28 protein-coding genes are annotated in these 25,717 nt (G+C 33.4%); 3 read left to right on the forward strand and 25 right to left on the reverse strand.

The window, feature by feature from the left end; all coding sequences use genetic code 11:
- Positions 1 to 31 precede the first annotated feature (31 nt).
- The 12 genes from CC92_RS0109835 to CC92_RS0109885 form a co-directional block, all read right to left on the reverse strand.
- Complete coding sequence (locus tag CC92_RS0109835) at positions 32 to 1,285, reverse strand: DUF6365 family protein (RefSeq protein WP_029503056.1); 1,254 nt, start codon at positions 1,283 to 1,285, stop codon at positions 32 to 34.
- Positions 1,286 to 1,307: 22 nt separating this feature from the next.
- Positions 1,308 to 1,934, reverse strand: coding sequence for a hypothetical protein (locus CC92_RS0109840; RefSeq protein ID WP_029503055.1), 627 nt, complete (start codon positions 1,932 to 1,934; stop codon positions 1,308 to 1,310).
- A gap of 11 nt (positions 1,935 to 1,945) precedes the next feature.
- A complete protein-coding gene (locus tag CC92_RS0109845; protein WP_029503054.1) occupies positions 1,946 to 2,260 on the reverse strand; it encodes a hypothetical protein in 315 nt (104 codons plus the stop codon).
- 70 nt (positions 2,261 to 2,330) lie between these two features.
- Positions 2,331 to 3,989: a B12-binding domain-containing radical SAM protein gene (locus CC92_RS0109850; protein WP_029503053.1), complete on the reverse strand. Its 1,659-nt coding sequence runs from the start codon at positions 3,987 to 3,989 to the stop codon at positions 2,331 to 2,333.
- Between the two features lie 44 nt (positions 3,990 to 4,033).
- A complete protein-coding gene (locus tag CC92_RS0109855) occupies positions 4,034 to 5,269 on the reverse strand; it encodes a DUF6365 family protein (RefSeq protein ID WP_029503052.1) in 1,236 nt (411 codons plus the stop codon).
- 11 nt (positions 5,270 to 5,280) lie between these two features.
- Positions 5,281 to 6,177, reverse strand: coding sequence for a radical SAM protein (locus tag CC92_RS0109860; protein ID WP_029503051.1), 897 nt, complete (start codon positions 6,175 to 6,177; stop codon positions 5,281 to 5,283).
- A gap of 24 nt (positions 6,178 to 6,201) precedes the next feature.
- A complete protein-coding gene (locus tag CC92_RS0109865; RefSeq protein WP_242841346.1) occupies positions 6,202 to 7,116 on the reverse strand; it encodes a radical SAM protein in 915 nt (304 codons plus the stop codon).
- Entirely contained in the window at positions 7,113 to 7,358 is a 246-nt protein-coding gene (locus CC92_RS23015) for a hypothetical protein (RefSeq protein ID WP_051650724.1), read from the reverse strand. The genes CC92_RS0109865 and CC92_RS23015 overlap by 4 nt, the downstream gene beginning before the upstream one ends.
- Positions 7,359 to 7,423: 65 nt before the next feature.
- Complete coding sequence (locus tag CC92_RS20925; RefSeq protein ID WP_051650723.1) at positions 7,424 to 8,101, reverse strand: radical SAM protein; 678 nt, start codon at positions 8,099 to 8,101, stop codon at positions 7,424 to 7,426.
- Between the two features lie 24 nt (positions 8,102 to 8,125).
- Positions 8,126 to 9,019, reverse strand: coding sequence for a radical SAM protein (locus CC92_RS0109875; protein WP_029503049.1), 894 nt, complete (start codon positions 9,017 to 9,019; stop codon positions 8,126 to 8,128).
- A gap of 65 nt (positions 9,020 to 9,084) precedes the next feature.
- Positions 9,085 to 9,729, reverse strand: coding sequence for a hypothetical protein (locus CC92_RS0109880; RefSeq protein ID WP_051650722.1), 645 nt, complete (start codon positions 9,727 to 9,729; stop codon positions 9,085 to 9,087).
- A gap of 396 nt (positions 9,730 to 10,125) precedes the next feature.
- A complete protein-coding gene (locus CC92_RS0109885) occupies positions 10,126 to 11,391 on the reverse strand; it encodes an amidohydrolase family protein (RefSeq protein WP_242841345.1) in 1,266 nt (421 codons plus the stop codon).
- Positions 11,392 to 11,482: 91 nt separating this feature from the next.
- Here CC92_RS0109885 and CC92_RS0109890 point away from each other — a divergent pair, with 91 nt between their 5' ends.
- Positions 11,483 to 12,310, forward strand: a complete 828-nt coding sequence (locus tag CC92_RS0109890; RefSeq protein ID WP_081841863.1) for a MerR family transcriptional regulator — start codon at positions 11,483 to 11,485, stop codon at positions 12,308 to 12,310.
- Between the two features lie 120 nt (positions 12,311 to 12,430).
- Here CC92_RS0109890 and CC92_RS0109895 read toward each other — a convergent pair whose 3' ends face one another.
- From CC92_RS0109895 to CC92_RS0109960, 13 genes are all read right to left on the reverse strand, one after another.
- Positions 12,431 to 12,883, reverse strand: a complete 453-nt coding sequence (locus tag CC92_RS0109895) for an ASCH domain-containing protein (RefSeq protein WP_029503045.1) — start codon at positions 12,881 to 12,883, stop codon at positions 12,431 to 12,433.
- Positions 12,884 to 13,217: 334 nt separating this feature from the next.
- Positions 13,218 to 14,060, reverse strand: a complete 843-nt coding sequence (locus CC92_RS0109900; RefSeq protein WP_162175513.1) for an alpha/beta hydrolase — start codon at positions 14,058 to 14,060, stop codon at positions 13,218 to 13,220.
- A 732-nt stretch (positions 14,061 to 14,792) separates the two neighbouring features.
- Positions 14,793 to 15,716: a helix-turn-helix domain-containing protein gene (locus CC92_RS0109905; protein WP_081842054.1), complete on the reverse strand. Its 924-nt coding sequence runs from the start codon at positions 15,714 to 15,716 to the stop codon at positions 14,793 to 14,795.
- A 299-nt stretch (positions 15,717 to 16,015) separates the two neighbouring features.
- Positions 16,016 to 16,240 carry a hypothetical protein gene (locus CC92_RS0109910; RefSeq protein WP_029503042.1) on the reverse strand — a complete coding sequence of 75 codons (225 nt, stop codon included), beginning with the start codon at positions 16,238 to 16,240 and terminating at the stop codon, positions 16,016 to 16,018.
- Positions 16,218 to 16,646 carry a hypothetical protein gene (locus tag CC92_RS0109915; RefSeq protein ID WP_029503041.1) on the reverse strand — a complete coding sequence of 143 codons (429 nt, stop codon included), beginning with the start codon at positions 16,644 to 16,646 and terminating at the stop codon, positions 16,218 to 16,220. Before CC92_RS0109915 ends, CC92_RS0109910 begins: the two co-directional genes overlap by 23 nt.
- A 1-nt stretch (position 16,647) precedes the next feature.
- Complete coding sequence (locus tag CC92_RS0109920) at positions 16,648 to 17,175, reverse strand: DUF3990 domain-containing protein (RefSeq protein WP_029503040.1); 528 nt, start codon at positions 17,173 to 17,175, stop codon at positions 16,648 to 16,650.
- 21 nt (positions 17,176 to 17,196) lie between these two features.
- On the reverse strand, positions 17,197 to 17,886 hold the full coding sequence (locus tag CC92_RS0109925; protein ID WP_029503039.1) for a hypothetical protein: 690 nt from the start codon (positions 17,884 to 17,886) through the stop codon (positions 17,197 to 17,199).
- Positions 17,886 to 18,233 carry a hypothetical protein gene (locus CC92_RS0109930; protein WP_029503038.1) on the reverse strand — a complete coding sequence of 116 codons (348 nt, stop codon included), beginning with the start codon at positions 18,231 to 18,233 and terminating at the stop codon, positions 17,886 to 17,888. Before CC92_RS0109930 ends, CC92_RS0109925 begins: the two co-directional genes overlap by 1 nt.
- A 4-nt stretch (positions 18,234 to 18,237) precedes the next feature.
- Complete coding sequence (locus tag CC92_RS0109935) at positions 18,238 to 19,104, reverse strand: ParA family protein (protein ID WP_029503037.1); 867 nt, start codon at positions 19,102 to 19,104, stop codon at positions 18,238 to 18,240.
- Between the two features lie 55 nt (positions 19,105 to 19,159).
- Positions 19,160 to 20,653 carry a Cthe_2314 family HEPN domain-containing protein gene (locus CC92_RS0109940; protein WP_029503036.1) on the reverse strand — a complete coding sequence of 498 codons (1,494 nt, stop codon included), beginning with the start codon at positions 20,651 to 20,653 and terminating at the stop codon, positions 19,160 to 19,162.
- Positions 20,654 to 20,800: 147 nt separating this feature from the next.
- Entirely contained in the window at positions 20,801 to 22,159 is a 1,359-nt protein-coding gene (locus CC92_RS0109945; RefSeq protein WP_029503035.1) for a hypothetical protein, read from the reverse strand.
- A gap of 243 nt (positions 22,160 to 22,402) precedes the next feature.
- Positions 22,403 to 23,419, reverse strand: a complete 1,017-nt coding sequence (locus CC92_RS0109955) for an AAA family ATPase (protein WP_029503034.1) — start codon at positions 23,417 to 23,419, stop codon at positions 22,403 to 22,405.
- Positions 23,420 to 23,592: 173 nt separating this feature from the next.
- Complete coding sequence (locus CC92_RS0109960) at positions 23,593 to 23,835, reverse strand: hypothetical protein (protein WP_029503033.1); 243 nt, start codon at positions 23,833 to 23,835, stop codon at positions 23,593 to 23,595.
- A gap of 154 nt (positions 23,836 to 23,989) precedes the next feature.
- On the opposite strand from CC92_RS0109960, the gene CC92_RS0109965 reads away from it, so the two are divergent.
- Together CC92_RS0109965 and CC92_RS0109970 are read left to right on the forward strand one after the other, a co-directional pair.
- Complete coding sequence (locus tag CC92_RS0109965) at positions 23,990 to 24,424, forward strand: helix-turn-helix domain-containing protein (protein ID WP_029503032.1); 435 nt, start codon at positions 23,990 to 23,992, stop codon at positions 24,422 to 24,424.
- Positions 24,425 to 24,504: 80 nt separating this feature from the next.
- Positions 24,505 to 25,560: a tyrosine-type recombinase/integrase gene (locus CC92_RS0109970; protein ID WP_029503031.1), complete on the forward strand. Its 1,056-nt coding sequence runs from the start codon at positions 24,505 to 24,507 to the stop codon at positions 25,558 to 25,560.
- Positions 25,561 to 25,717: the final 157 nt, after the last annotated feature.

Consider the following 25,717-nt stretch of genomic DNA (forward strand, 5'->3'; position numbering starts at 1 on the left):
ATCAACGTTTTAAAGCCATCATAATCGGCTATCACTCCACTAAAGATTCGATTACATTCTTAGGAGAAGGTAATCGAATCACCTTATCAACATAAATACTCTGCTTTTGCTTCAAAGCTGAACACAAATTCTCATCATACAAATAGGACCTTAACAGATTAACTGTCTTAGCATTTTGAAAAAGAATGCTTTGGAGAAAGGTGTCCGTATACTCATTGTTATGAAACAATGGCTTTAAAAAGCTATACCAGCCAAAAGGAAAGAGCCGAAACGGATAAGCAATTTTTACATCTCTTGCCATCTCTTGGTACCAATCAGGCATTCGTCTAAGCTGTTCTTTTAAATTATTATAGTTTACCAGCTTGTCATTTTGGAGAACAATCGCAGGAACTGTGGCGTAGATTGCCTTCGCCAAGGTGGATGATATAATATTTGTTGTTAGAAATAGGTCCGAACCTGCTAAAAAAGTATCAAAAATTTCAGGTCTTATGAATGGATAATGAAAATAAGATATATTTTCATACGGAATCAAGCTCTTATAACTCTGAGGTCCTACATGGATAATCGTTAGTTTTTCATTTAACTGACTGATATAATGAGTCAAGATTCGGGGTACCCAATCCATTAAATTAGTTAATGCTGGTAATCTATTCACGTTCAGACTTTCCCAGTTTGAGCTTGTGATAAATATGACCTTTTCTTGATTTGGATTAAATGTTCGCTTAAACTCAAGTTTTTGATCCATGGTAAGCTCCAATTTTTCTCCGAACAAATAGGTAAGCTTCACATTACTTTCGGTTTTTTGGATTTTATTAATCGGGCAATAACGAATCACAAAATCACACTGATTGATATAATCTGGAATTGTAGCCTTATACCCCCCGTAATAATCCTGAACAAAATCAGTTGAAGAAAATTCGTAACTGTCAAAACTTCCTATCGGTACCCCATACTCCTTAAAAATCTCTAGGTTTAGTCCAGTCCAGGTATGAGAATACCACAATGTATACACATCGGAAGCTATCACATAATCCGGTCTAAACTGCTTCATTACGTCGTCTGTAATTTTTTTGTTTCTATTCTTATCCTCAAGATTAGATATAGAATCCGACTGTTCCAACACGACATATCTGATTTTGCTTTCTTTTAGATAGCTCGTACCTTTCGTCGAAGTCAGAAAACATACATCGAACTCTTCTTTTGGTAATCCCTTGCAAAATTCAAAGGCAATGGTAAACTCTCCTGCGGAAAGATGTCCTAACGTAACAAATAATATCTTAATCATACGCATCCTATTCTTTATTTTATTAAAAATATTGATTACTTAATGCCTTCACCTTCAGCGCTGCCAACTCTTCGTTGGATCTTGAGAGACGATTCGAGAAATCCTTCAGAGGCTTTCTGAAATAATCATTCAGGCACCGAAAGCGATCTACCTCTTGAATATTAATTTTTTCTGCGTCTTCTATCAGCCTTAACGCATGGGTTGAATCATTTCTAGAAAATTTGTAATCCGCATACATTATGTAAGGAACCAGAAAATAGGCATGTGTTTTCGGCGCTGCATTTTGGATACCTAGCATTGTCTCTACTGTTTTCGTAAAAACAGCATCATCCTGCATAATCTCTGGTAGCGCCAGTAATAAGATCCCTTTAAACATAAGAACCAACCAATAATCTGCTTCCACCCTTAATACATCATCATAAGCAGTAAGAATCTGTTTTATCTTTTCTATACTTATGTTAGAATCCACAATTTTAGATGCCAACAAGAAATTATAGAAACCAAAAGAAAATGCTGCCTCAACATTATCCAGATTGTTTTTATAATACCCATTTAACTGCTCCCAAACCTTTTCTTTATTAAGTGGCATATTCACCATTAAATTGATTGATTTTACTAACTCTTCATCCTTTTGAGTTATGTACCTCATTCTCTCACCTATTATTCATCAAACATGTCATCATCATTAAACGTCTCGTATTCATCTAAATCAGCAGCTTCATCCGGTGTATATACAGCAGTATCTGCAGAAAAATACTCTTCAATATTATCCGGTGTTAAATTCTCTATATCCTCTGGGCTTAAGGACTTAATCAATATCTTCTGTACCTCACTTAAATCATAGCCTTCTAATGCTTTATCTACATCCTCGATTAATTCTTCTTTAAAATCAGGATCTGATAAAATACGCAGTACCACCATTTTGATTCCCGAATTGTCTTCTTGCATTTCATTCTTGTTATTTTCGTCTGACATAATATAATCTCTCCTTAAAATTATTTTATAAAATGGCTTGTTTTATCAAACCCCTTTATCTAAAAATTCATTAACACTTTCTTTCTATAATTCGATGAACATACTCCACTTCATCAAACTCTTTATTTTGTAATCCATTGATATACCTTAGATAAACTTTGTTTTTTTCTGAAATTTCTCTGTAGCTTCTTCCGTTTACTTCGTTATATTTATAGAGTTTAAAATTAGCTGCATGACTTAGTTTTGTATCCCTTAGTCCCTTCTGGCTAGTCTTTAGAATCTTTTCGTAGGTAATAATATTACGAATAAGCTTGATTCCATACTGATCTGGATAGCGTCCAATTTTACTGTTTGGTACTACAAAAAACTCGTTAATTGCTAAATAATTAATTTTCTTTTTATTTTTCGTTATATATTCGATGGTTGCATTAAAATCGTCGTCATTTTCTTGAGGTAGTCCGATTATCACCTCTAGATCAACAAAAATTCCTAATTCATAACACCACTCCATCACTTGCTCTGCATGGTTTAGATCGATATTCTTTTCCACTAAATCTATCAGCTTTAGACTTGCTGTTTCAAATCCAAAGACAAGCTTCCGGCATCCTGCCCTCTTCATTAAGCTAAGTCTTTCATAGGTCATGTTATTAAACCTTGCACAATCAGACCATTTCAAATCAGCCTTGCAAGCTATTAGTTGTTTACATAACTCATCAAGGAATTTTGGGGATGCATTCACGGCATTGTTTAGAAAATAAAAATAGTTAGTATGATATTTATTCGAAAGATAAATAAGGTCTTCTACAACCTTATCCACTTCTCCCATAATTACTCTTTTCCTTTTTTCGTCACTTTCCGAACAAAAAGCACAAGCATATGGGCAATTATAGTTAAATATGTAAGGTAGAACCAGAGTTTTTAGATAGCCTTCCTTATTTTGCTTCTTTCTAACATCATTTACATACTTGGTAAGATAATAGGGCCATTTGAATATATGGATTTCATTTTCAACTTCTTCTTTTCCATTCGTTACTTCTTTAACCTTCACATAATATGGCTCCATTTTTAAATTCAACCAGTCTGGACGTACAATGCACGGATCTTGTTCCGGATTTTCTATAATTTCATCTCCATGTAAGTAAACCATTCCATCTAGCTCCTTCACATCTTTATCACTTCTACCATTTAAGATATCAAGGAATTCTGCCCAAACAATTGCACCAGGACCTTTCATAATGTAGTGGAAGTTTTTAAGCACCTCCTCAATCAGCTCCTTATATATATCTTTAAAACTGGTTAGATAGGTTATGTTGTTGCCTCCAATTACAACTGGAACCTTATATTTTCTCTCTATATATTTTGCTAAAAGAAAAGCACTATGAAGCTGAAAGAGAGAAAAGTCTGCTCCACAAGAGATACCGACAATCTGACGATCTTCAAGTGGAATATCTCGTAAAAGATATTCCATAAATCTCTCAACCTCAGAATGTATCTCTCCAGCGATATAGCTTAATACCATATCTTTGTTGTAGATAAAATGATAATCCTCTATATCATCGCTATAAGAGTCTATGCCAACTGTATTTAAATCATAAAGCATTACAGCATATCCCTTCTGGTTCAGATATCCTCCTAAGGTACCTATACTTAATGGTGGAAGGTAAGAATAGCTTTCCGGTTTCATTGCCTTTTCGCTTGGTACTAATAAAAATGTTATTCTCTCAATCAACAATAAGCCTCCTTCTGCAACTAAGGTTCCATTTAAAGATTTCCTTAGCCTTTTATTTTCTCAATGATTTGTGCAACGCTTGGGAGTTCATTCAGTGTTTGTTTATATTGCCGCAAGCTCTGCTGCAAACGCTCCTTCCTTTCATCTTCTAATAATTCATTTATTCTTTTCAGAGAATTCGTAACATCAAACTGCTCTAATAACAATAAGGTTTTTCCATATGGATTGTTTTTTAAAACCGGTGCTAGAAATTTATACCAGCCAACCGGAAACATCCGATAAGGATAGCATCTCTCTAATTTCTCAAGTATAGCGTCCACCAAAGCAATTGGTTTAAATGGTAATTGATCTTTCCTTAATAGTTTAGTCTTAGAAAAGAATAAGGAATTACTAAAATTAACGGAAGGAATTCCTGATAACACTGCTCTTGCGAGTGAGGTAGAGGTTATATTTCTAGAGATGAAAAGATCGGTTGCCAGTAAGAACTGTTCAAACTCCTTTGGAGGAAGTTGCTCCTTATATAAGATATGGTCATTTTCACACTCTGAAAAGTATCCTTTGGCACCAATGCACAATACAGTATGTTCCTTAGCCAAGCATTTAATTAGATAATAAAAGACCTCATTACTTGCTTTCACAAATGCTTCTACATCTGGATATTGCTTATAAGACTCTTGCCATGGTGCATGTGTAAACAAAATGAGTTTCTTATCTGTAGGTAAACCAATTTTTATCTTCCACTCTTTTGTTGCATCCGCTCGGTATGGCAGGTTCTGAGTAAAAAGGGAATAATGATAGGTATTCTCACGTTCTCCGGAATGTGGGTTAACAATAGGGCAAGGGCATAAACGAAATCCATACCTGCGTACATCAATCTCTCCAAATTTATCAGCGCGAAATCCATAGGTATCCATTTGATTGCCAGTGATAACCCAATCAAAGTTATCAAAAGTCCCTAGTTTTCCCGAAAAGATTCTTAAATCATCAGGAGTCAGTCCATAATGACTTTCACAGAAATTATAATTTAAAAAATCAGCCAACAAAATAATCTCTGGTTTAAGCCTTAACTCTATATCAGTTAATAGAATGCGATTAACCTGTCCACTCTTAGGTAGGAGTGTAGTGTATGGAAATCCATATTTTTCGATAGTTTTATCATGTGACGGCGGGATAATAAAATATGGTTTATGTCCAGCCTCTCTAACCCGTAATGCAAACTCACATGCAATACCAAGCTCGCCATAAGCCCAAAAACTAGTAACAATAAATAGTATTATCATAGCAGCTACCCCTAACCAACAGCAGTACTAAACTCATCCCAGCCATAAAACTCAAGATATTCCTTGTATACCCCACCACAATTTTTCTTATGAAGACATTCTTCACATGCTATACCATGCCGCTTTGTTTCATTTTCCATAAAATCTGCGTAATTCTTAATAATAAAGTTATGATATAGTAATTTAAAATGAATATCTTCCCACTGTAACTGATAATCTTCATACCCTTTTACCATGCAAGTTGGGAAACCTTCTAACGTTACAATAGTATTCCTCTTGATACATTGATCCACCATTTGAAAGACTTGTGGCATAATCTCTGAATATCTTGGTGTAACCTGATGAAAGTTTTGATAAGCTTTCCCGACCGGATGTAAGCCCGAAATATTAATATGATCCACTCCGCAATCAATAATAAGATTTGCTATCTCCACCAAGCTATCAATGTTATTTTTATAGACAACTGTATTGGTTCTAACTTTCGCTCCCAGCCTTTTCGCATTTTTAATACCTTCCATGGCTTCGTTAAAGCTTCCTGTTTCTTGAGTAATAAAATCATGCTGTGCAGCATCTTTTCCGTGCATGGATACTACGAACAACTTTACACCTAATTGATATAGTCTTTTTGCATAATTAAAATCTGAAAGTTTACGCCCATTGGTTTGTAAACTAACCTCTTTGTAGTTTAAATCCTGAATCATCTTTAATATATCTTCAAAATCATCAAGTACTGTTGCTTCACCACCATGAATATTCACTGATTCATAGCCTTGATTCGCATTCTCCTCTAAGAATTTATACAGTAGCTTTTTATTCACTCCTTCTCTTCTCTCTTTATGAGAATTCACCACGCAAAAGATACATGAGTTATTGCATTGATCTGTTAAATGTACACTTATCGCTTTCATTTACCAATCTCCTTCCCTATGTATTTACTCTGCTATCCTTAATAGATTATTTAAAAGTTTACATTCCTTGCAAAAATCACTTGTTAACAAAGGAGTTGCATACTCTGTCCATAGTTTTCGCAAACTTTGTTTATATAGATTACCGATCGCTTCATTCTGATTCATTCCGTTACAGCAGGGATAAACTTCTCCATCTAGTCTAATATTTGGTACTATGCTACCTTTGGTATTGCAGCTTAATCGGTACGGTTGATTTATGATGATGTGTTTCTTATTCGCCAGCTGTACAGCCTCAGTTATCAAACTTTTTATCTTCTCTTTATTCTCACTGATAAATTCTTCCTCTCCAATAGGTAAGCCATAACTAATCGCTTGTAATCCATGGAGATCCGCAAATTCTACGAGATTTGTGATTTCATCCAAGTTGCTTTCATTCATCGTGCTGTTTATTATTCCGACTATGTTAGGATACCTTTTTAAGTTACTTAAATTCTTTTTTAAGACGTCAAAGTTATAATTCTTTGCGATGACATCCATCTTCTCTTTTGTTGTCGCATCTATTGAAAATACAAGTAATTCAACATTACCCTCTTGATTCAGCTTTTCAAAATCAATGAGAACAGCACCGTTGGTTATAATGGAAACCTTGTAGTCTCTAAGGCTCCATATCAATTCGTAGATATCTTTATAGCAGAAGGATTCCCCCATTCCACAGATAATCAAATTCCTTACCCCTTCTAAGTGCTCTAATAATTGTTCTAAATGCTCCAGCAAAAAATCCTCTGGGTTCTCTTTATCTCTTGTGCAATAAATACAATCCAACTGACATCTTGTAGTTACTTCAAGAGAAACCACTTGTGGAGCGTTACATACTATTTTCCTTACAGGCTCTAAGTATTTATCTCCCCGACGATCCGACTCACATAAACTATTCATCATATTTCTTCTCTTTCTCGTAGCTTCTCAATAAAATATTGATAGTACTTAGGATTATCCAACAACTCATAACAAACATCACAACCACTTGTGAAATCTTTTTCCATAAGCTCCTTAGCAAACTCGCTCTCCATAAAAAACTCCACGATACCTCTTGGTCCATATTTATGAATAAATCGATAAGCTTCGTTGTCTTTAAACTCTTCCATTAATTCATATAATCTTCTCTCTTTCAAATTACCCAAATGAAAATACTTACTCTCTTGCGATCGTGCTGATTGGCAACAAGCATCTATCCTACCATCAAAATCTAAAAAAAGTTACCTATTCCACAGTAAGTTTCCACTCTTTTCGGTGTTTGGAATGGTTTGAACCGCTTAATTTTTTTCGAATCTTCTCCCTCGAATGGCATTGCTTTTACCGGTTGTATCGAAATTTTATTCTGATATTCCTTGTAGATTTGATATATCTCTTTAACTTCATCACTCTCCACATATGTAACATTAATACTGACAAATTTACCAGTTGCTAATCCTGCTTCAATTGCGTTTTTAACTATTCGTTCATTAATAAATTCCAGATGATACTTATCCGAACTAATGACTAATCCCTTTAACCCTGGCATACTTTTTAGTATTGTAATACCTTCTTCTACTGTTTTGGCCCATAATCCATTTGTCACAACTCCTGCATAAATACCTAGTTCTTCTGATTTATTTACGTAATCACATAACTGTTTTCTTAAAACAAATGGCTCCCCGCCTACAAAATGTACAGCTTTTACACCGCACTCCTTAAACTGTTCCAGCCAATCTAAGACATCGTTATAGTCTGCATCAGTGAATGAAATTACATCATCTTTCACAATACAATGTCTACATGCAGCATTGCATTTATTGGTAATACTTATGAAAGCGCCTGAAATAACCGAGTGAATTATTCCTTTTTTTCTTTCTTCCATATTCAATAAGTTTGTATCAAGCTTCATACCCCTCTCCCTTCCAATCAATATTTAATTAGTAAATTGCATATCACAATTAGAAAGAAACTTACACTGTTTACATTTTATCCCACTTATAAATTCCTGATATGCTGATGTTTTCCATACATTATCAAACGTTATGTTATTCAAGCTACCTAATTTTTCGTTAATATACAAAGTTTCCGCACAAGCAAAGATATCACCGTCAATCGATATATAAGGAGTGATCCATTTTAAATAAATACAACATGTCTCAAAAGGATTTACAAAATAAATACCTGCTTTTGCTGCCCTTTTTTCAGCCATCGATAAGATTAATTTTAACTCCTCCTGATTTTCTTCTATGTAAGCTTCTTTCCCGCGTGGCAGAGAAAAATGTATGGTATTAAACTTAAATTCTGAAGCAAAGTCTATCAAATCTAACATTTCTGCTTTGTTATGTTCATTCAAGGTGCAATTCAAAACAAGATGTATCCGTTTCTTGCTATGTAAGGTATATCTCGCATGCTCTCTCAAGTTTTCAATAAGATGTTCAAAATTATAGTTCGGGCTTATCTGATTTATTCTATCCCTGTCAACCGCATCAATAGAAAAGATGATTCTTTCTATATTGTTGTTTTGATTTAGTCTTTCATAATCAATCAATATGGTACCATTAGTAACAATGCAAAATTTCTGATTATGAAATTCTTTTACGATCTCATATATCCTTGGATATAAAAAACTTTCTCCGATACCACAAATAATAAACTTACTAAATTTACTCTCTTCCTTTTTAATCTTCTTTAGTAAATCCTCCGAAATATCTAGACTTTCCGGTGGTCTATTCTTTTTATTGCAGTATATACAATTAAGATTACAACGGGTAGTAACTTCAATTGATAACACCTCTGGTGTGTTTGTTAGCGCCTGGGCCAGCTTCATGCACTCTCTTCCTCCCATCTTAGTAATAACAACAAAGCACTGATTCTTTAACGAGAAATAAAATCCTATTGCATGTCTGAAGGAAAATATATTGTAATAATTTTTTTAATGAAAGGAATCGCATCAAATTCCTGCGATCTATATAATCGATAATAAAATTCTTTCACGGGTAAAAATATATGAGAATTCAAATAAGAACAGTTAATAGGTATGTGCGGTACTTGACTTAGACCATCTTCCAAATATTTCATTGTTTGAATCATGTCGTCATTTTCATGCCAGTATTCCGAATAATAGATGTATGGTAAGATAAAATAAGATTCTTTTGTATTCGCTTCTTGTTGTAATTGTAACATACTCTCCAAAGTTTCTCTGAGATCATCGTCATTTCTAATGGAAGAGGGAAGTTTTAATTCTATCAAAACTTTTATTAAGTGGACAAACCAATCATCTGGTTTCTTATGTAATATTTCATTACAGTGCTCAATCAGTAAATGTAGATTTGAATGGATCAAGTCTTCTCCCTGAATGATTCTGGTAATTTCATAGTATTGAAAAAATATATATGAAATTTTCATTTCGTAATCTTCTTCTGCTTTTTTAGTCTCTATTTTTACTTTTTTTATAAAATTGCTTTGACTTTTTGGGAATTTCATTATCATATTAACTGCTTGTATAATATTGATATGCACTTCATTTATATACTCCACTATCGTCCTCCACAACTTTTTCTAATATTTACATCTGATTATACTTAATTTGTAATAATTTGTAAATACTTTTCGTCGATATTTTACTTTTTTTCTAAATTTTAATCTTTTGTATGTACTTATGGCTATTAATGCATTAAATATGTATTATGTATTATAATCTGTATTATTATCTTGCAAGAGATAAATTGATTGTAAAGAATCAGATAAGCAATTAATTTAATGACAGGTGGTACGACTTTCTGTACCCATACTAGGCGGGCATAAGATCGTTATGCCAGCCACACTGGTGACTGGCATAACTAAAACATAGATTAATATTCTCTCTAGATTATTTTTTTGCGCATATATACCTTCAAATGTGCTCCTTTATAAATATAGCTGATGCCTCAGATTTTATTTAAATTCTCCAGATACAATTTCCCCATCAAATAAAACGACTCTTTCCGGACAAACCCTTCCTATTAAGTGCGCAGAAGACTCTGCTTTTACAAATAGAATATCTCCTTTGTCTCCGACCTTGGGCCAAGCCAAATTCCCTTCTTGATCAAGAGGGGTAACACCATTTGTAACAAGTCCTAATGCTCTCGATAAGGAAACTTCATCGGTCATAGAAAAACATTCTGCTGCACGGCTTGCTCGTTCAATTAAGTCACCCGAACCAAATGGGCTCCAGTGGTCATTAATGTTATCATTTATCACATTCACCTTAACACCGTGACTTTCTAGTAGTGGTATGGATAATGCTTTCGTTCCAAGTGGGACGGTTGTATTGATTGCTATATTTGCCTCTTTTAAACGTTTTAAAATAGGTCTTAATACATCTTCCGAAGCATCTGCCAGTGAAAATGCGTGACTTATTTGTACTTTTCCCTGCATATTATTCGCTATCGTATAGTCGATGATACGTTTAATTTCAAATAATCCCAATGTGCCTCGATCATGCAAATGTATATCAATCTCTTTCTTATATTTTGTTGCTAAATCAAACGTAATCTTTAAGGATTTTTCGATATCTCCATCAAGTGTTGCTGGGTCCACACCGCCTAAAACAGTGACAGCATCGTCTTCTAGTGCTTTGGTTAATAATCCTATTTCTTCTGTAATAACAGTCCCATGCTGAGGAAAGACCACGAGTTCATAATTTATTTTATGTTTGTTTTGTTCTAAAACCTTCTTAATCACAGTTATATTCTCCAATCCAATTACAGGATCTACATTCGTTTGCACACGTAAAAATGTTGCACCCTTACTTGTGATCAAATCAATTAATGCCTGGGCTTTTTGCGACGTCTCTGCTAAGGCCTCACGTAAAAAACCCCTCTCTTCTACAATTCTTTCTGCCACACTATGCATAGGTACCACTGCATGCCATTTGCCGCCATAATGTCCTTTATCCAGATGAATATGATTATCTACCAAAGAAGGCAACGCTAAATATCCTTTTGCATCAATCACATCATTTGCAGCTTCTGGAATTACCGCAGCAATTTCTTTTATTTCGCCATCTTGAATCAATAGGCAAACTTGCTTCGTCTTCGTTACTACCGTGTCTTTCGCAATTTCTTCTCTTCCTATCTCTAGAAGAACATTCTTAATCCATCCCATTTCAATCATACCTCCAATACCTATGTTCTTTTTGACTAAGTCTTTTGCTCTCAACGTATGAACTTTCCTTCATAACCATTGCGTTTATTTATAACTACTAGTAGTATAAGGTATGGAGTAACTCCATAGTCAAGGAGGAAAACATTTGGATGAGAAAAGTATCAATAAGAAAAACATAAAATCATTTACCACAGGAGAATTTGCTAAAAGATTTGGAATAAAAAAAGATACTCTTTATTATTATGATCGAATCGGTTTATTTCATCCAGCTAACGTGGACGATAACGACTACCGCTCTTATACCTTTGAACAACTTGATGTCTTTTGGATGATTCAATCCCTAAGAGAGCTGAACTTTCCAATTCAATCATTAAAGCAGTACGTGAATTCACCTTCCCCTGAAAAATTAATTGAGCTTTCAAAGGAACAGCTAACGCTAGTGAAAGAAGAGATTAAAAAACTCGAACGAATTGAATGGTTACTCAGTAATGTCGTAGCCTATTCCGAGGAAGCACTAAGTGCCTCTTTGGATGAAATTACCTTAAAAATGCTTCCGGAGGAAGCCATCTTATATAGCAATCCACTTCCTTTAAGAAACGAACTAACGAATGATGAGTGGTTTAACTTTACAGATCAGTTTTTAAAGGAAGCAGAACTAAAAGGCCCTGCTTATGCAGGTTCTGTTATAAGTCAAAAAGATCTTGAATTAGGTATTTATGGTAGGGTTGATAGACTTTTTGTCCGGAGAAATGACGCAAAATCGAAAAGAAAGCCGGCAGGACTCTATGCAATTACTTACCACAAAGGTCCATTGGCATCAACAAAAGAACTTTATAATTCATTGTTACAAAGGATTAAAGAACAGGGTTTAGCAATATGCGGTGATGCTTATGAGGAATATCTTCTGGATAAGTTGGCTGTTTCGCATACGGATGAATTTATGATAAAGATAAGTATTGCAGTAACTAATTAGTCTTCGTTATTAATGTGAAAGCCCCCAAGTTTTTTACACTTAGGGGCTTATCTGACTATCGATATTTAGATGCCATTTTGTTAATCCAATGATTTTTTCTATTACTATTCCATTCTAAACTCATCTAACAAACACTACTTTAAAATCTTCAAAGACAACTGACATATCCTCTGAAAAACTATATCCCAGTTCTTTCCCTTCTTCCACAAAAAAGTGTTTATGTCCTTTCTGCCAAGACTCTAATGTATCATCTTCACCTTCTCTCTTACAGATATCAAAGGTTATCTGACTAAATGGAGTTATGGTAACAGCAGTTGTTTCAATCACACAGCGAGGAACTCCATCCCAATCCGTAACAATGCTATAATCCCCCACTTGCGGTATTCTGGTTCCCTCAATCTCATAAGAAAGTAAACTACTTGCTGTTGCTTTCTTTTTTCCTGACAGTACAAGTTCCAATAGACTATTGGCTAATTTTTCTGTTAACTCAAAGTGAAAACTTTCAATATAGGTTGTCGTGCTCTTTAATTGGTTACATTTTATGAAATCATTCCAGAACTCTTCTAATGTCATTAAGTACTCCCCTCTATTTGCAATATGTGTTTGCTACCCAAAAATCTCTGAGGCTTCACTCTATTTAATTAAAGATTTCTATTCCATACTCTTTTCTCATAAGGGTTTGTAATGATTTGATTATTATCTCTTTTTCAACCGTTTGAGAGTTTGAAAAGCCCGAGAATGCGGGTTTGTAGTGTTCATTGTTGCACATGCGTTTCACACCTACGACTTTTTATTGCGTCTCAGGACGTTTTAATTTCTCTAAAGTTGGCTCCGCTCAAAGTGGTAAGTGTAAATTCATAACTCTCATTTTTCATTATCCTCCACTACATTTTGGCAATCTCTATGATTAATCGTAACAAAAGTCTCTCATTATCTTCAAAACCTCTTTCGACCAAAAAGCATTTCCGCTATGATTCACATCCTCCAGTTCATAATATACAACGTTCTTTTTCTTATCTTTTAATAGTTTATACAATTTTCTACTATGTTCCACTGATACCACGCCATCCTTATCTCCATGTAATAACAACACTGGTGGCAATACTACTTCATCTTTAACATATGCTGCACATGATGCCTTTTTTGCAATCTCTGAATTTTCATCTATGTATTCCACTCCAAGCAATTCTGCTGAAGGTTCTTTCTTCATCCACGGTGGTAGCCCCTCTTTTTGGCACAATATCAAATCTGATGGGGCTGCTTGTGCGATAACGCCACTTATTTTGTAATCTTTCATACCTACCATTTCTGGAACCCACAACCCATTCGCTTTGCTAAATGCTGTCATCAATGCAATATGCGCTCCTGCAGAATGTCCAGCCACAAATAATTGTAATGGATCTATATGAAATTTATCTGCATTTTCAATTAAATAGTTTGCTGCACGGTGTAAATCTTCAATCGGGGCTGGAAATAATGCAATATCAGACTCTCGATGCTGAACCATTGCTACCACAATACCACACTCTGCCAATTTTGATATCTTTGGTATATCATTATACATTTCTTGTCTATGCCACGCAGCACCAGGAATATATAAAACAACTGGATATCTAATTTCCTCTTCCCATTCTCCTCGATACGGTACGAATATCTGAAGTTTTCGTTGCAATCCATCAACATTACTGTATATTTCGTCTGGTGCATATAGCCATTCCGTCTCATCATATGTAACTGATATTTTTTTCAATATTTTGTCCTCCTTTAAATTCTCCCTTAACCTATGTGCCCATTTCATATTTTCCATAATATTCTCTTATCTTGTTCTATATCGGATATATATCCAAATCATATATTTATGAAATATTATATCTCATTCAAATACAATTTTCTATAAACTTGTAGTTTAATCTAACATGCACAGTAAATTTCAACACATATAAAAATATTTTTGTTGTTTGATATTTTAAGTAAACATAATTCTAGAATTATCGAGGGAGATAGAACTGTAATAGTTGCAGAGAAAGAGGGTTGTATGAAAGGACTTATGTATACAGTAAAACTGGTATAATTTTACCTGAAAAAATGATAAACTTAAAAATAGTAAATAGACAAATCGAAATTTGTGGAAGAAAATATGTATGAGAAAAATAGTTTTATATATTGCTATGAGTCTTGATGGTTATATAAGCCCATCTGATTGATGAAATCACTATTTCGGTTTTTCCTACACTTCTAGGGAATGGAACCCCTCTATTTGAAACTTTCGATGTCGAACAAAAGCTAGAGCTTATTTCCACAAGGAATTATAATGGGATTTAAAAAACCCCTGCAAACGTATTGTTAACAAGGGTTTGTAATGATTTGATTATTATCTCTTTGACAGCTCTCCCCGAACTGTAGAACCGCATGAACGCTAGATTATTTAGTATCGATGTTAGTTACTTGTGTTTTACCCTCTATTTCAGGACTTCTTAATACACTACTCTTCTAAGAAATATTCTAATAATTCCTTGTACCGATCTTGCGCTGAACAGCAAGTATCTATAAGATATCCTCTGTCCTCCGAAAATTCCTTTAATCCCCTATAATAAAATAATTTATGTTGCTCATCAATAATAAACGGATCTATTCCATTTTTTAAACACTCTTTAAAAATAATCATCCGTCCAACTCTTCCATTTCCATCTTGAAACGGATGAATTGTTTCAAAATTATAATGAAATTCTATGATATCCTCAAATTTTATTTTGGAGATTTGATTATAATTAATTAGCAATTTAGCCATTTCACCTTTTACTTTTGAAGGTGCAACTGTTTTTTGATCTCCAATCATATTTGCCTTCTTTTTATAGTCACCCACATTAAACCACTCTTTTCTACTATCCGAAGTATTATTTTTCAATATTTTGTGAAAATCTTTTATAGTATCTTCTGATAATTTCTGATCTGCTATATCTAACATATAATCAAAGCACTGAAAATGATTTATTGTTTCTATGATATCATCAATTGAAGCCGTTTCCTCTTTCTCCATAGCAATTGTATTTGTTTCATAAATATATCTAGTCTGGTCTTCTGACAGTTTACTACCTTCAATACGATTTGAATTATACGCTAATTTAACTTGTGTTTGATGATACAACCCCCCCTTTAACTTCATACCTTTTTCTTCTCTAAGCAAATTAAGTAATCGATTATCAGTAGTGTTACTCATCTCAATAATATCTCCCGGTTGGCAATTTAATGTTTTGCAAATGTCACCAATAATTTTTATTGAAACATTCTCGTTCTTTGAAAGTTTTGCCATTGTAGTTGATGACATTCCTATACGTTTTTGCAGCTCGGTCTTAGAAATTTTTTTTTCTGAAAGCAATTGAAATAGCTTTGTATACTGAATCGGCATATAATCACACTCCTTTTTATTAGTATAACACATTTCTTTACTATTATAAAGATACTTAACATTTTCTTTGCATTTATAAACTTTTTTTTGTACAATTCAAAAAAACCTCCCAAGACAAAAGTCCTGAGAGGTTCTGAATCGTATAGAATTGTAATATGTTGTCCTGCGTTGTAGTAGTCCCTATCTCTTTGATAGCTGTTTGAGAGCTGTAGAACCGCATGAATGCTGGATTGTTTGAGTAGAGTGTTAGTTACGTGTTTGTTACCTAATAAATTTCAGTACTCTTCACTACTCCACAATTAAAAGTCTCTCAATTCTTGCTCAATATTATTTCTTGCATTTGCTAATATTAACATTTGTTCTTCGGCTTCTTCTCTGCTAAAATATTCCTCCGCAAATTTGTATCTTCGATTTATTCTAACACAATATTTATCTTTAACATTTTCAACCTTCATATCAAAATTAATATCTAACATATCTTTAACAACCAAATTGTTTTTTTCATCTCTTAATGTTAATAGCATCTTCCATCCTCCTTACATTTACCATATTTTGTTGTTTTTCTTTCAACATTTCTTTTTGCTTTCGTTTTAGTTTACTTACAGATTTATTTTTTAATACAACATTTGCTACACCAAATTGTATGTTACTATCTTTCATGTTTTTTTCAGATTCAGATAATACATTTAATGACTGTTTGATTTTATCCTTTAAATCTTTGTGGTTGATTTCCCCTTCAGAAGATGTTTCTACAAATACTTCATACAAATTTGCTGTTTGTTGTTCATATATTGTTTTCATATCATTATGCCTAATTGCTTTACCTACTTTTGTACCTAATATGACTTTCTTTGATTCTTGTATGGGCACATTTGTAATATTAGAATACATCATTGCTAATTGGTTTATTCTTTTATCATTATTCATCATTCTATGCCTCCATCTTCCATATACCGTCCTCTTTTTTAAAATCAAATTTTTGTATTAACTCCAAACATTTTAGAGAACTTTTACTTCTAAAACAAAATTGATCACCTTTATCTTTATTCCATTTTATTTTATCAATAACCGATGTAAACGGAACACTTTTATTCTTATACTTTATAAGAATTTCTGATATATCCTGATATCTATTATCGGCTATTCTATCATATATTATATCATAATCAGGGTATTCTCCATCAATTCTGGACTTAGTAATTATATTAACCCACTCTTCATCATAATTAAGCAATTCTAAAATATTTAGCCCATTCATTTCATTTTTGTTAACCTGATATGCATAAATGTAACATTTTAGGGAACCTTTTTTTTGAGCCCACTGCTGTGCCTGAGACAAATTTGACGTTAAATAATAGCCATTACCATAGTCTTTATAAGGTTTCGCAAACGATAAATCAATATCTTTAAATTCTACACTTGAACCATGATAGAGCCTATTGATTGCTTCTAGTTTCATTTTTTCACCTCGTATGTACTCCTACTTGTTTACCAAATATAATAAATCCAAGCATTCCTCGCCCAACAAATAACAGAAAACTGATTTCTGTCTATGAAAACATCCACTAATACTTTCTCCGTATTCATTAATTAGCATTTTATCATATATTTTAAAAATTTTACGTATTCGTTCAAAATATTTGTTCAAATCCTTTATACTTTTATTATCAAATATATAATCATCAAAAACATATGCCAAACAATTATCTAAAATATCTCCACCATGAATATAACCACACGAAGTCACATATTCGCTTTTAATAAGAGAATAATCATCATCTGAAAAAGTAAATAAAAATGTCTTTTCTTTCAAGCTTGAAAACAAATTTTCAGTAACATGATCTTCCTCTACTGTTTTTCTCATTACCGCACGAGTAAAATTCTCAATTATTGATCTTTCATTGACATAAACATATCTAATCTCATTTTTTATAAGACTAATTATATAGTAATATAAATCAGATATAATAACCTTGAAAAAATATTTTTTCCCCATTCCAAGATACAGGTACTTAAAAAAAATTATATGTTTTGAAATAAAAACGAAAAAATCTTTCTCATTTTGGTCAATATTTTTTTCATATGTAGAAGCTAATTCTTCTAATTTATCAATAAATATTTTTATATTAGCTTTAATTAACTTAACTTCTGAATAAGTCATATCATCCATTATTTTATCCATCCATTAAATTCATTTTTCTTATCCATAAATCCTTCATTAGTTTTAATTTTTTCTATCTGAACATTAATAAAATCCAATAGTTCTTTCTTATATTCTATTTTTTCATCAGAAACAACAATTTTTTTAACAATTTTAGAAACTATCATAGTTCTAGATTTCATAATATAATTCTTAAATTCCAGTCCAAACACCAGCCTTAAAAATTCTTCGATATCCCTATTTTTAGGGAATAATGTTTTGGAAAAAAGCATCTCAGCTACTATTCCTGCCAATTTATACTTAGGTACATTTTTATTTTTCAATTCATTACGGAAAAGTATTAAGTCATTATACATTATTTCACTCTCCTTCAATATTATCGTTATCGATCTTTTCAACTAATTCTAAACTAATTGCCTCAATATCTTCCCTAGATGCTTTATATTTAGTAGGTATAGTTCCTGACATACCATATTGTATGTTATTAACTATTGAACTAGAAGAATTAAAAATATCAATATCGTTAACTGCTTTTTTGCTTTCAAAACTTGTTCTAATACTGTCTTGTTTTACCGAAGTAATATTATTGACCATAGTATATACCAATCCAATACACTTTAATTTTATACGTTCTTCACGAATTAAATTTCCAACAGCCTTTTGTAAAGAATCAATTCCAACAATTGAATATCTATCAATTCGATTTGGAACTAAATAATAATCCGACGCCATCAATGCACTATCAGTATAGATGGTTAACGTAGGAGGGCAATCTATAATAATATATTCATATTTATCACGTAACTTGTTATCATCAATGAAATTTCTAATTCTTTTTACAAACGTATGATCGCTAACCTTATTAACCAATACCAAGTTTAAATCTCCGCATAAAATATCTAAATTAGCCTTCAAATTTATAATTAATTGTTCTGCATTAGGCGTTGAATATGAATGCATCATATCTGTTTGCGGTGTAAATAATTTATATATAGTCTTAGAATATGGAAGCACTTTTTCACTATAATAGTTCTGTTCACTATCAGGATCTTCATATCCTTTTGACTTATAATAATCCAACAATGCCTGTGTACAATTAAATTGTGGATCTGCATCAATAATCAATACCGTTTTCCCTATTTCAGCCAAATAATCCGCTATCCCTATACTCAATGTTGTCTTTCCAACTCCACCCTTCATATTAATCACAGATATTACGTACCCCATGCTTTTTTCCTCCACTAGTTAACTTTTTTATTTTCTTGCATATACTTAACAGTAATTATTGCTTCTTATTTTGTTTATCCCTAAAAGACAAAATCATTTCTGAATATATACTTTTCTCCTCTTTTATTATTAAAGAAAATACATTGTAAAGAGAATACATCATTTTTTCGACATTATATATATTTGATTCTGCAAATGTTGCTCTTCCTTCTTCATTCAAAAGATAATAACTCCTGAGACAATGATACTCTTTATTTCTATCTTTTTCATAATCATTGTATTCAGTACTTGAAATACAATCATTAAATTTTATTAAGATACTAGATGTAATACTTTTACTTTTAAATAGGTCTACCACCTTCTCTATGTACATCCCCTTAAATTTGTCATCATCGAGATATTCTTGTTTAAAATCATATTTACATAATAAAAACTTTGCAAGTTTCTCATAAACTGAATATAATTTTATTATAGCATGGTCATAATAATATTGTGGAAAAATCACATCATTACATATAAATTTTTCAGTTTTTTCTATTTCATCAATTGGTAAACTATTCTTTTCAGATATACAATATTGCATACAACCAAAATACAAATTAATTGACCTAAGTACTTCTTTTGCTCTAAATAAACTGTCTGTTAACAATGTATTCCGTATGAATGAACTTTTACTCATTGCAGGAAATATATTTTCATTAATCATATCAACTACCTCTCTAAACTCTTCTCGTAATTGAGAGTAGTAGTTTTCTAATTTATCGCATTTAACCCAAATATTTTTATCTACATGCAAAAATTTCTTTTTCACTGGTATAAAATATGCTTTGTCATTAAATGTAAAATTGTTATTTTTGAAAGCACTTTCCATCTGTATAATACATAAATTTAATAATGCAACATATTTAGATTGTTTATCTAATACTACAGGAATCTTGTTCTTTAAAATCTTCATTTCTTCTCTATTTATAAAGTCAGTATTTTCATTAATTTTTTGAATATCTCCACGTAATATAGCGTCTTTTATGGAAATAATGTCTGACAAATCCGTTTTCAATTTTTCATTTTCCGTCAAATGAACTGACATATAATGTTCATTTCCATTCCGAGTTATTTTTAATGCTCTCATATTGGAATCCGAATTGATATCAAGTAATAACTTTTTAATATTGGATTCTATTCTCGTATCCTTTTTTACAACATCATATAAAGAGCTAATACTTTTTCTTTTAAAAATAAATTCAAAATCAATTTGATACGCTATTGAAATAATAATTATTATGCGTTCCCAGATCATATCATCATGTAACAATATATTTTCAAAATAATACTGTGGCATAAATGAAATTCCATTATTATAGTTATCATACGATATATTAAACATGTATACATCTCTAGTGATGTCCTTAACCAAGTCAACCGTATCATCAATTATTCTTGCGGCAATAATTCTATCCATATCATTATAACCACCTAATTTTGTATTAATTAAATTCGAAAACAACGATTCCATATTTTCAAGCTGTTCTAAACAATCTTGCATTTTCATAATGTATTCTCCATATAATAACTGTTAATCTTAGTTTATATTTTTATCATAAAAAATAGTTAACAATTTTATTATACTTACATCTTAACATTTTCTCAATACAAATTGTAAAAAGAGTCCAGAATTTCCAGACTCTTTACTCGTAATCTACCTTATTCCCACAAAATCCCTGACTTTCTCCTTCACCCCCTGCATAAACTTCTCAAACAAAGTCACTTCACCAATCATAAAACGTTTCATAAACTCATATGCCTCATTCAACTTCTGCTTCAAACTCCGAATTTCTCCGTCTTTCTGCTCATTCTCATATCGAAGCTGAACTACCTCTTCAAATAAATCATGTTCCCTGTCCGAACCAGCACCGCTATACATGAAATATACTTCTTCCGCTATTTCAGCCTTTCTGCTTTTCTCTTCCAGTTTATCAGAAACCACCTTGTAATCATCTTCCACAACTGCAAGTTCTTTCTTTGCTGAATCTAACTTTCGGTCATAATACCGAACCGTATCATCAATATTCTCCAGATTCTTCTTTTTATCCGTCAGCATTTCATCTAGCTTAAATATGGTAGAAGCTTTCTCCGTAACTGCTTTTTCTTTCGTCTTTAAATCAGTTTCAACCAAGAAAACTTTCTTCTCAACTTCTTTGGCTCGTTCAGCAGCTCGTTCTCTTCGATAATCCGATAATAGCAAGTCTCCACGTTCATTCTTACCCTTAAAGAATCGCTCCCAGCCAAGTTCTTTTTTTATATAATCTGCAATCCACTCTTTCTGCTCTTCAATCCAAGTCACCGCTCCATACTCCACCTTTTTCATCTGTGGAACTTTCCCCTGTGGTGTATCTTGCCATACCAGATTGTCTGATTCATCAACAGCTTGCTTCATACTAGTTGCATATCCCATACGTTTAAATGTCTGGGAAAATGCATTTTGAACCGTTTGTCCTCTACTACAATTCTTCACATAAGGGATAAATGTCATATGCAGATGTGGGGTTGATTCATCTCCATTAAACGCCATATTATTGATTACAATTCCTTCTTCAAATGCTGGTTTCCAATCTGGATCATTAATACGCTCCTTCGTTAGAAATGTTACATTCGGAACTTCCGTCATCATATGTTCTGCAAAGTCTAGCAATGCTCGTTCTGCAAATAGCGAATCATAGAAATTATTATCATAGCCCGTATCTTCCATATCTCCAATCTGCCAGATAATTTCATACTGCTCATGCTTCTGTTTATCTTGCTTGATTTTCTCATAATAAGTATCAGGACACCGATCTCCACGGCTCTTCTTAATCTCCTTCTGTCTCCACTCCTGATAAGAAGCTTCAAACAATTTGTCATATGCCTGCTCAATGGTAAAATCTCTTGTTCCATTTACATAATAGACATTTCTATCTTCTCTGTCATGCGTTGCATTCGGTGGCCAGTGGTCACGATTATTATGTTCCAGATTTGGAATGCGGTGTAAAGCACCCGATATCGTTTTTGATTTCCCCATTAAATCATCCTTTCTTTTTATCCGTCAGTCATTTGTTGATTTCCTTTCATTTCTTCCAAAGCTCTGCTATCATGTTCTTCTTTACTTTCCTTCGAAAGAATTTTAAAGCACTGCTCCGAAAGTAATGTCCCTCTATCAGTTTGGGAAATCCCAAACTTAGGGGGCAAGCGTTACGCCGCTTAATCACGTTATATGTGAAGCTTCGCTTCACAAGCCATCGTCAGAGTTTAAGAATCTGCCATCTTAAGAAGTCAAATTGTTAAACTCTTTCTTCGGCAATACCCAAGTCCAATACATCGTGCCATCTATAGTCTTACGATTGCCAGCCATAATCCCCAGCTTCTTCTTTGCAGATAATAAGGTGTTTCGCTTTATACCTTTTTTAGCAGCTTCCTCTTCGATATCCTTAGAAGAAACTTCACTTTCCGCACCGAAGTATCCCTTGATAAAGGCAATGGCTGCATCTAACTTCTTTCGCCCCCTTCCCTCTTTGCCAGCAAGCAACTCATCTACCGTAATGTCATATGGACCGATACACTCAAATCCTCTGTCCTCTGATATTTCAAATCCAATGGAATCTCCTGCCGCCGCAAGACTTGATTTATCTTGTGCCATAATACGAATGTTAGGTTTATCTGGTATTCTTGCTACTAGTAATACACTTCTAGCCGTTGCCTGAATATCGATAGAGCCAAGTCCTCGATACGTTGACTTTGAGCCAAAAGCTTTATTCATGTGACCGATAAGAACAATTGCACATCCATACTTTTCAGCAATTATTCCTAATCGCTTTAATACTGGTCGTATCTCATTGGCTCGGTGCATATCTACATTAGAACCAATATAGGCTTGAATCGGATCTAGAATTATAAGCTTTGCATTTGTTTCAGCGATTGCCTGCTCTAGTCTTTCATCTGTCATACTCAGTTCTTTTTCTGTTTCATCTATCACACGGATTTTGCTACAGTCTGCATTTGCCTTTTCAAGTCTTGGCTTAATCGTATCGTCAATTCCATCCTCTGCAGTTTGGTAGATAATGTTGGTTGGCTCATATGGTATGTCTTCATCACATGGAAGAGGTTGTCCTCTACTAAGTAATGCGGCTAACGTCAGTGCAAGTGTTGTCTTACCTTCCCCTGGATCTCCTTCTATTACGGTTATCTTTCCATATGGGATATACGGATACCAAAGCCAATTCACTTCCCTTGTCTGCACATCTTCCATATGGATTAATTTTAATGCTGTCTTTTGTTCACTCATTCATCGTCCTCCTGATAAAATAATATCGTTGTTACCAGCAGAAGCTTTTGATATAATAATATTTGCGAGATAAGATATATCAGCTCTACTGGTTGTCTTTTAAGTCCTTTCCCTATGGGGTAGGACTTTTTTTATTGGAATCCCAATAAAACCACTCCCTTCTTTACTTCTTGCTACACTGCCCTTGGTACTTCTTTGAAATATCCAATTTCTTCCCATACCTTCTTATCAGGGCAAAAATAGTTGTACTCTGAGGAATTCTCCATCTTGAATGCATATCCAAATTTGAGAATCCCTTTTTGCAATCCGACTCTTACATATTGTGCATCTTTTCCGATGGCTTTTGCTATTTCGGCAATCGGAACATTTCGCCCAGTAAATGACGGAAGCTCAATCTGGTAATTTACTTCTCCCATGAAACTTCACCTCCCAATATCTATATAGAGCAATTAATGCTCTGTTATGTTTTTGTATTATACAGTGCATTTAATGCTCTGTCTATATATAATAATTTAATGTTTACTTTTCATTTTTAGTATGTTATATTCTTTCCTATAGGAGGTGATTATTTTGACCACAGGTAAAAAGATTAAGTTAATACGAACATTTCGAGGCTTAACACAAAAGGAACTTGGTGACAAAGCTGGAATTCATGAAGTCGCAATTCGTAAATATGAATTGGGAAAGAATCTTCCAAAGCCAGACCAGTTAAGAAAGATTGCAGACGCATTGAATGTGAATGTAAATGCTTTAGCTGAATTTGATATTAAGGCAGACGGAGATGTTCTTCCGTTACTCTTTGCAATCGATGAAGTGTTTTCGGTAGAATTAAAGGATATTGACGGTGAACCAGGGATTTTCTTTAAAGACAAGAGCCTGATCCAATTTCTAAAGGACTGGCAGGCAATGAAAGAATTGTTAGCGATGGGAAGTCAGACGATGGACAACTATGATATCTGGAAAACCATTCGTCCAAGTGTTACCAAAGTGACACACGAAGATTAGAAATCATCGTACATTGACAAACGTACTCTTTTTACCAGCCAATAAGAAGAATACTATATGAAAGAAAGGATGATGTTTTATTGAAATTACCAAATGGCTATGGCACTGTGTATAAGCTAAGCGGTAAACGAAGAAATCCTTATATCGTCAAAAAGACCGTGGGATGGCATTTTGACGAGAAGAAGGATAAACAGGTTCAGGATTATATTATTATCGGATATGCAGCAAATCGAGCGGAGGGCTTGCAAATGCTTGCTGACTATAATACCAATCCTTACGACTTAGAAGCTTCCAAAGTTACCTTTGCAGAAGTTTATGAGAAATGGTCAGCAGAGAAATATCCGACTGTATCCAAATCGAATGTAAATGGTTATACCGCTTCTTATAGCTTATGCACCTCTTTGAATGACAAATTATTCAAAGACTTAAGACTTGTTGATTTACAACATGTCGTTGACACTTGTGGCAAGAACTATCCCACACTACGAAAGCTAAAGGTCTTATTTAACCAGCTATATGATTATGCGATTAAGAATGATATCTGCAATAAGAATTACTCTGAATTCGTAGATATCGTCAGATATAAGGATCGTAATCCAAATAAGTATGATCGAAAGAAATTTTCAAAAGACGAGATCAATCGTTTATGGGGATTAAAGGATGATAAGTATTATCAGATTGTCCTAATGCTCATATACAATGGACTTAGAATTTCAGAATTTTTAGACTTGAAGAAAGTAGATGTTCATCTGGAAGAACATTATTTCGATGTAGTGGATAGTAAGACAGAGAATGGAATTCGTAAAGTTCCAATTGCCGATAAAGTTCTTCCTTTTTATCAGTCATGGTTTGATTCTGCCCCAGATTGCGAGTATCTGCTTCATACCGAGGATAACAACCATTTCCTCTATCGCAATTACTATGACAGCTATTTCACTCCACTTATGCAGAACTTAAACATTGAAAAAACTCCACACTGTTGCAGACACACTTGTATTTCCTTACTTGCAGAAGCAGGAGTTGACCAAACATTAATTAAAAAGATTGCTGGACATTCGGGAGCCATGTCCCTAACAGAAAAAGTGTATACTCACTTTGATGTACAAGAACTGGTAAAGGCAATCAACCACATATAACCCCTCATTACAAGTTTCATTTTACATGGAACTTGAAAAATCAAGGAGAGCAAAATGAAGAATACATTTATTCCTAGAAGTTTGCCTAAAAGATATTATCACCCAATACCACAATTTCATGGTTTTGTACTCACAACAAACTCACATCAAAAAAGGA

Source organism: Lachnoclostridium phytofermentans (genome assembly GCF_000733755.1).
In the GTDB taxonomy this organism is placed as follows: domain Bacteria; phylum Bacillota; class Clostridia; order Lachnospirales; family Lachnospiraceae; genus Lachnoclostridium; species Lachnoclostridium phytofermentans_A.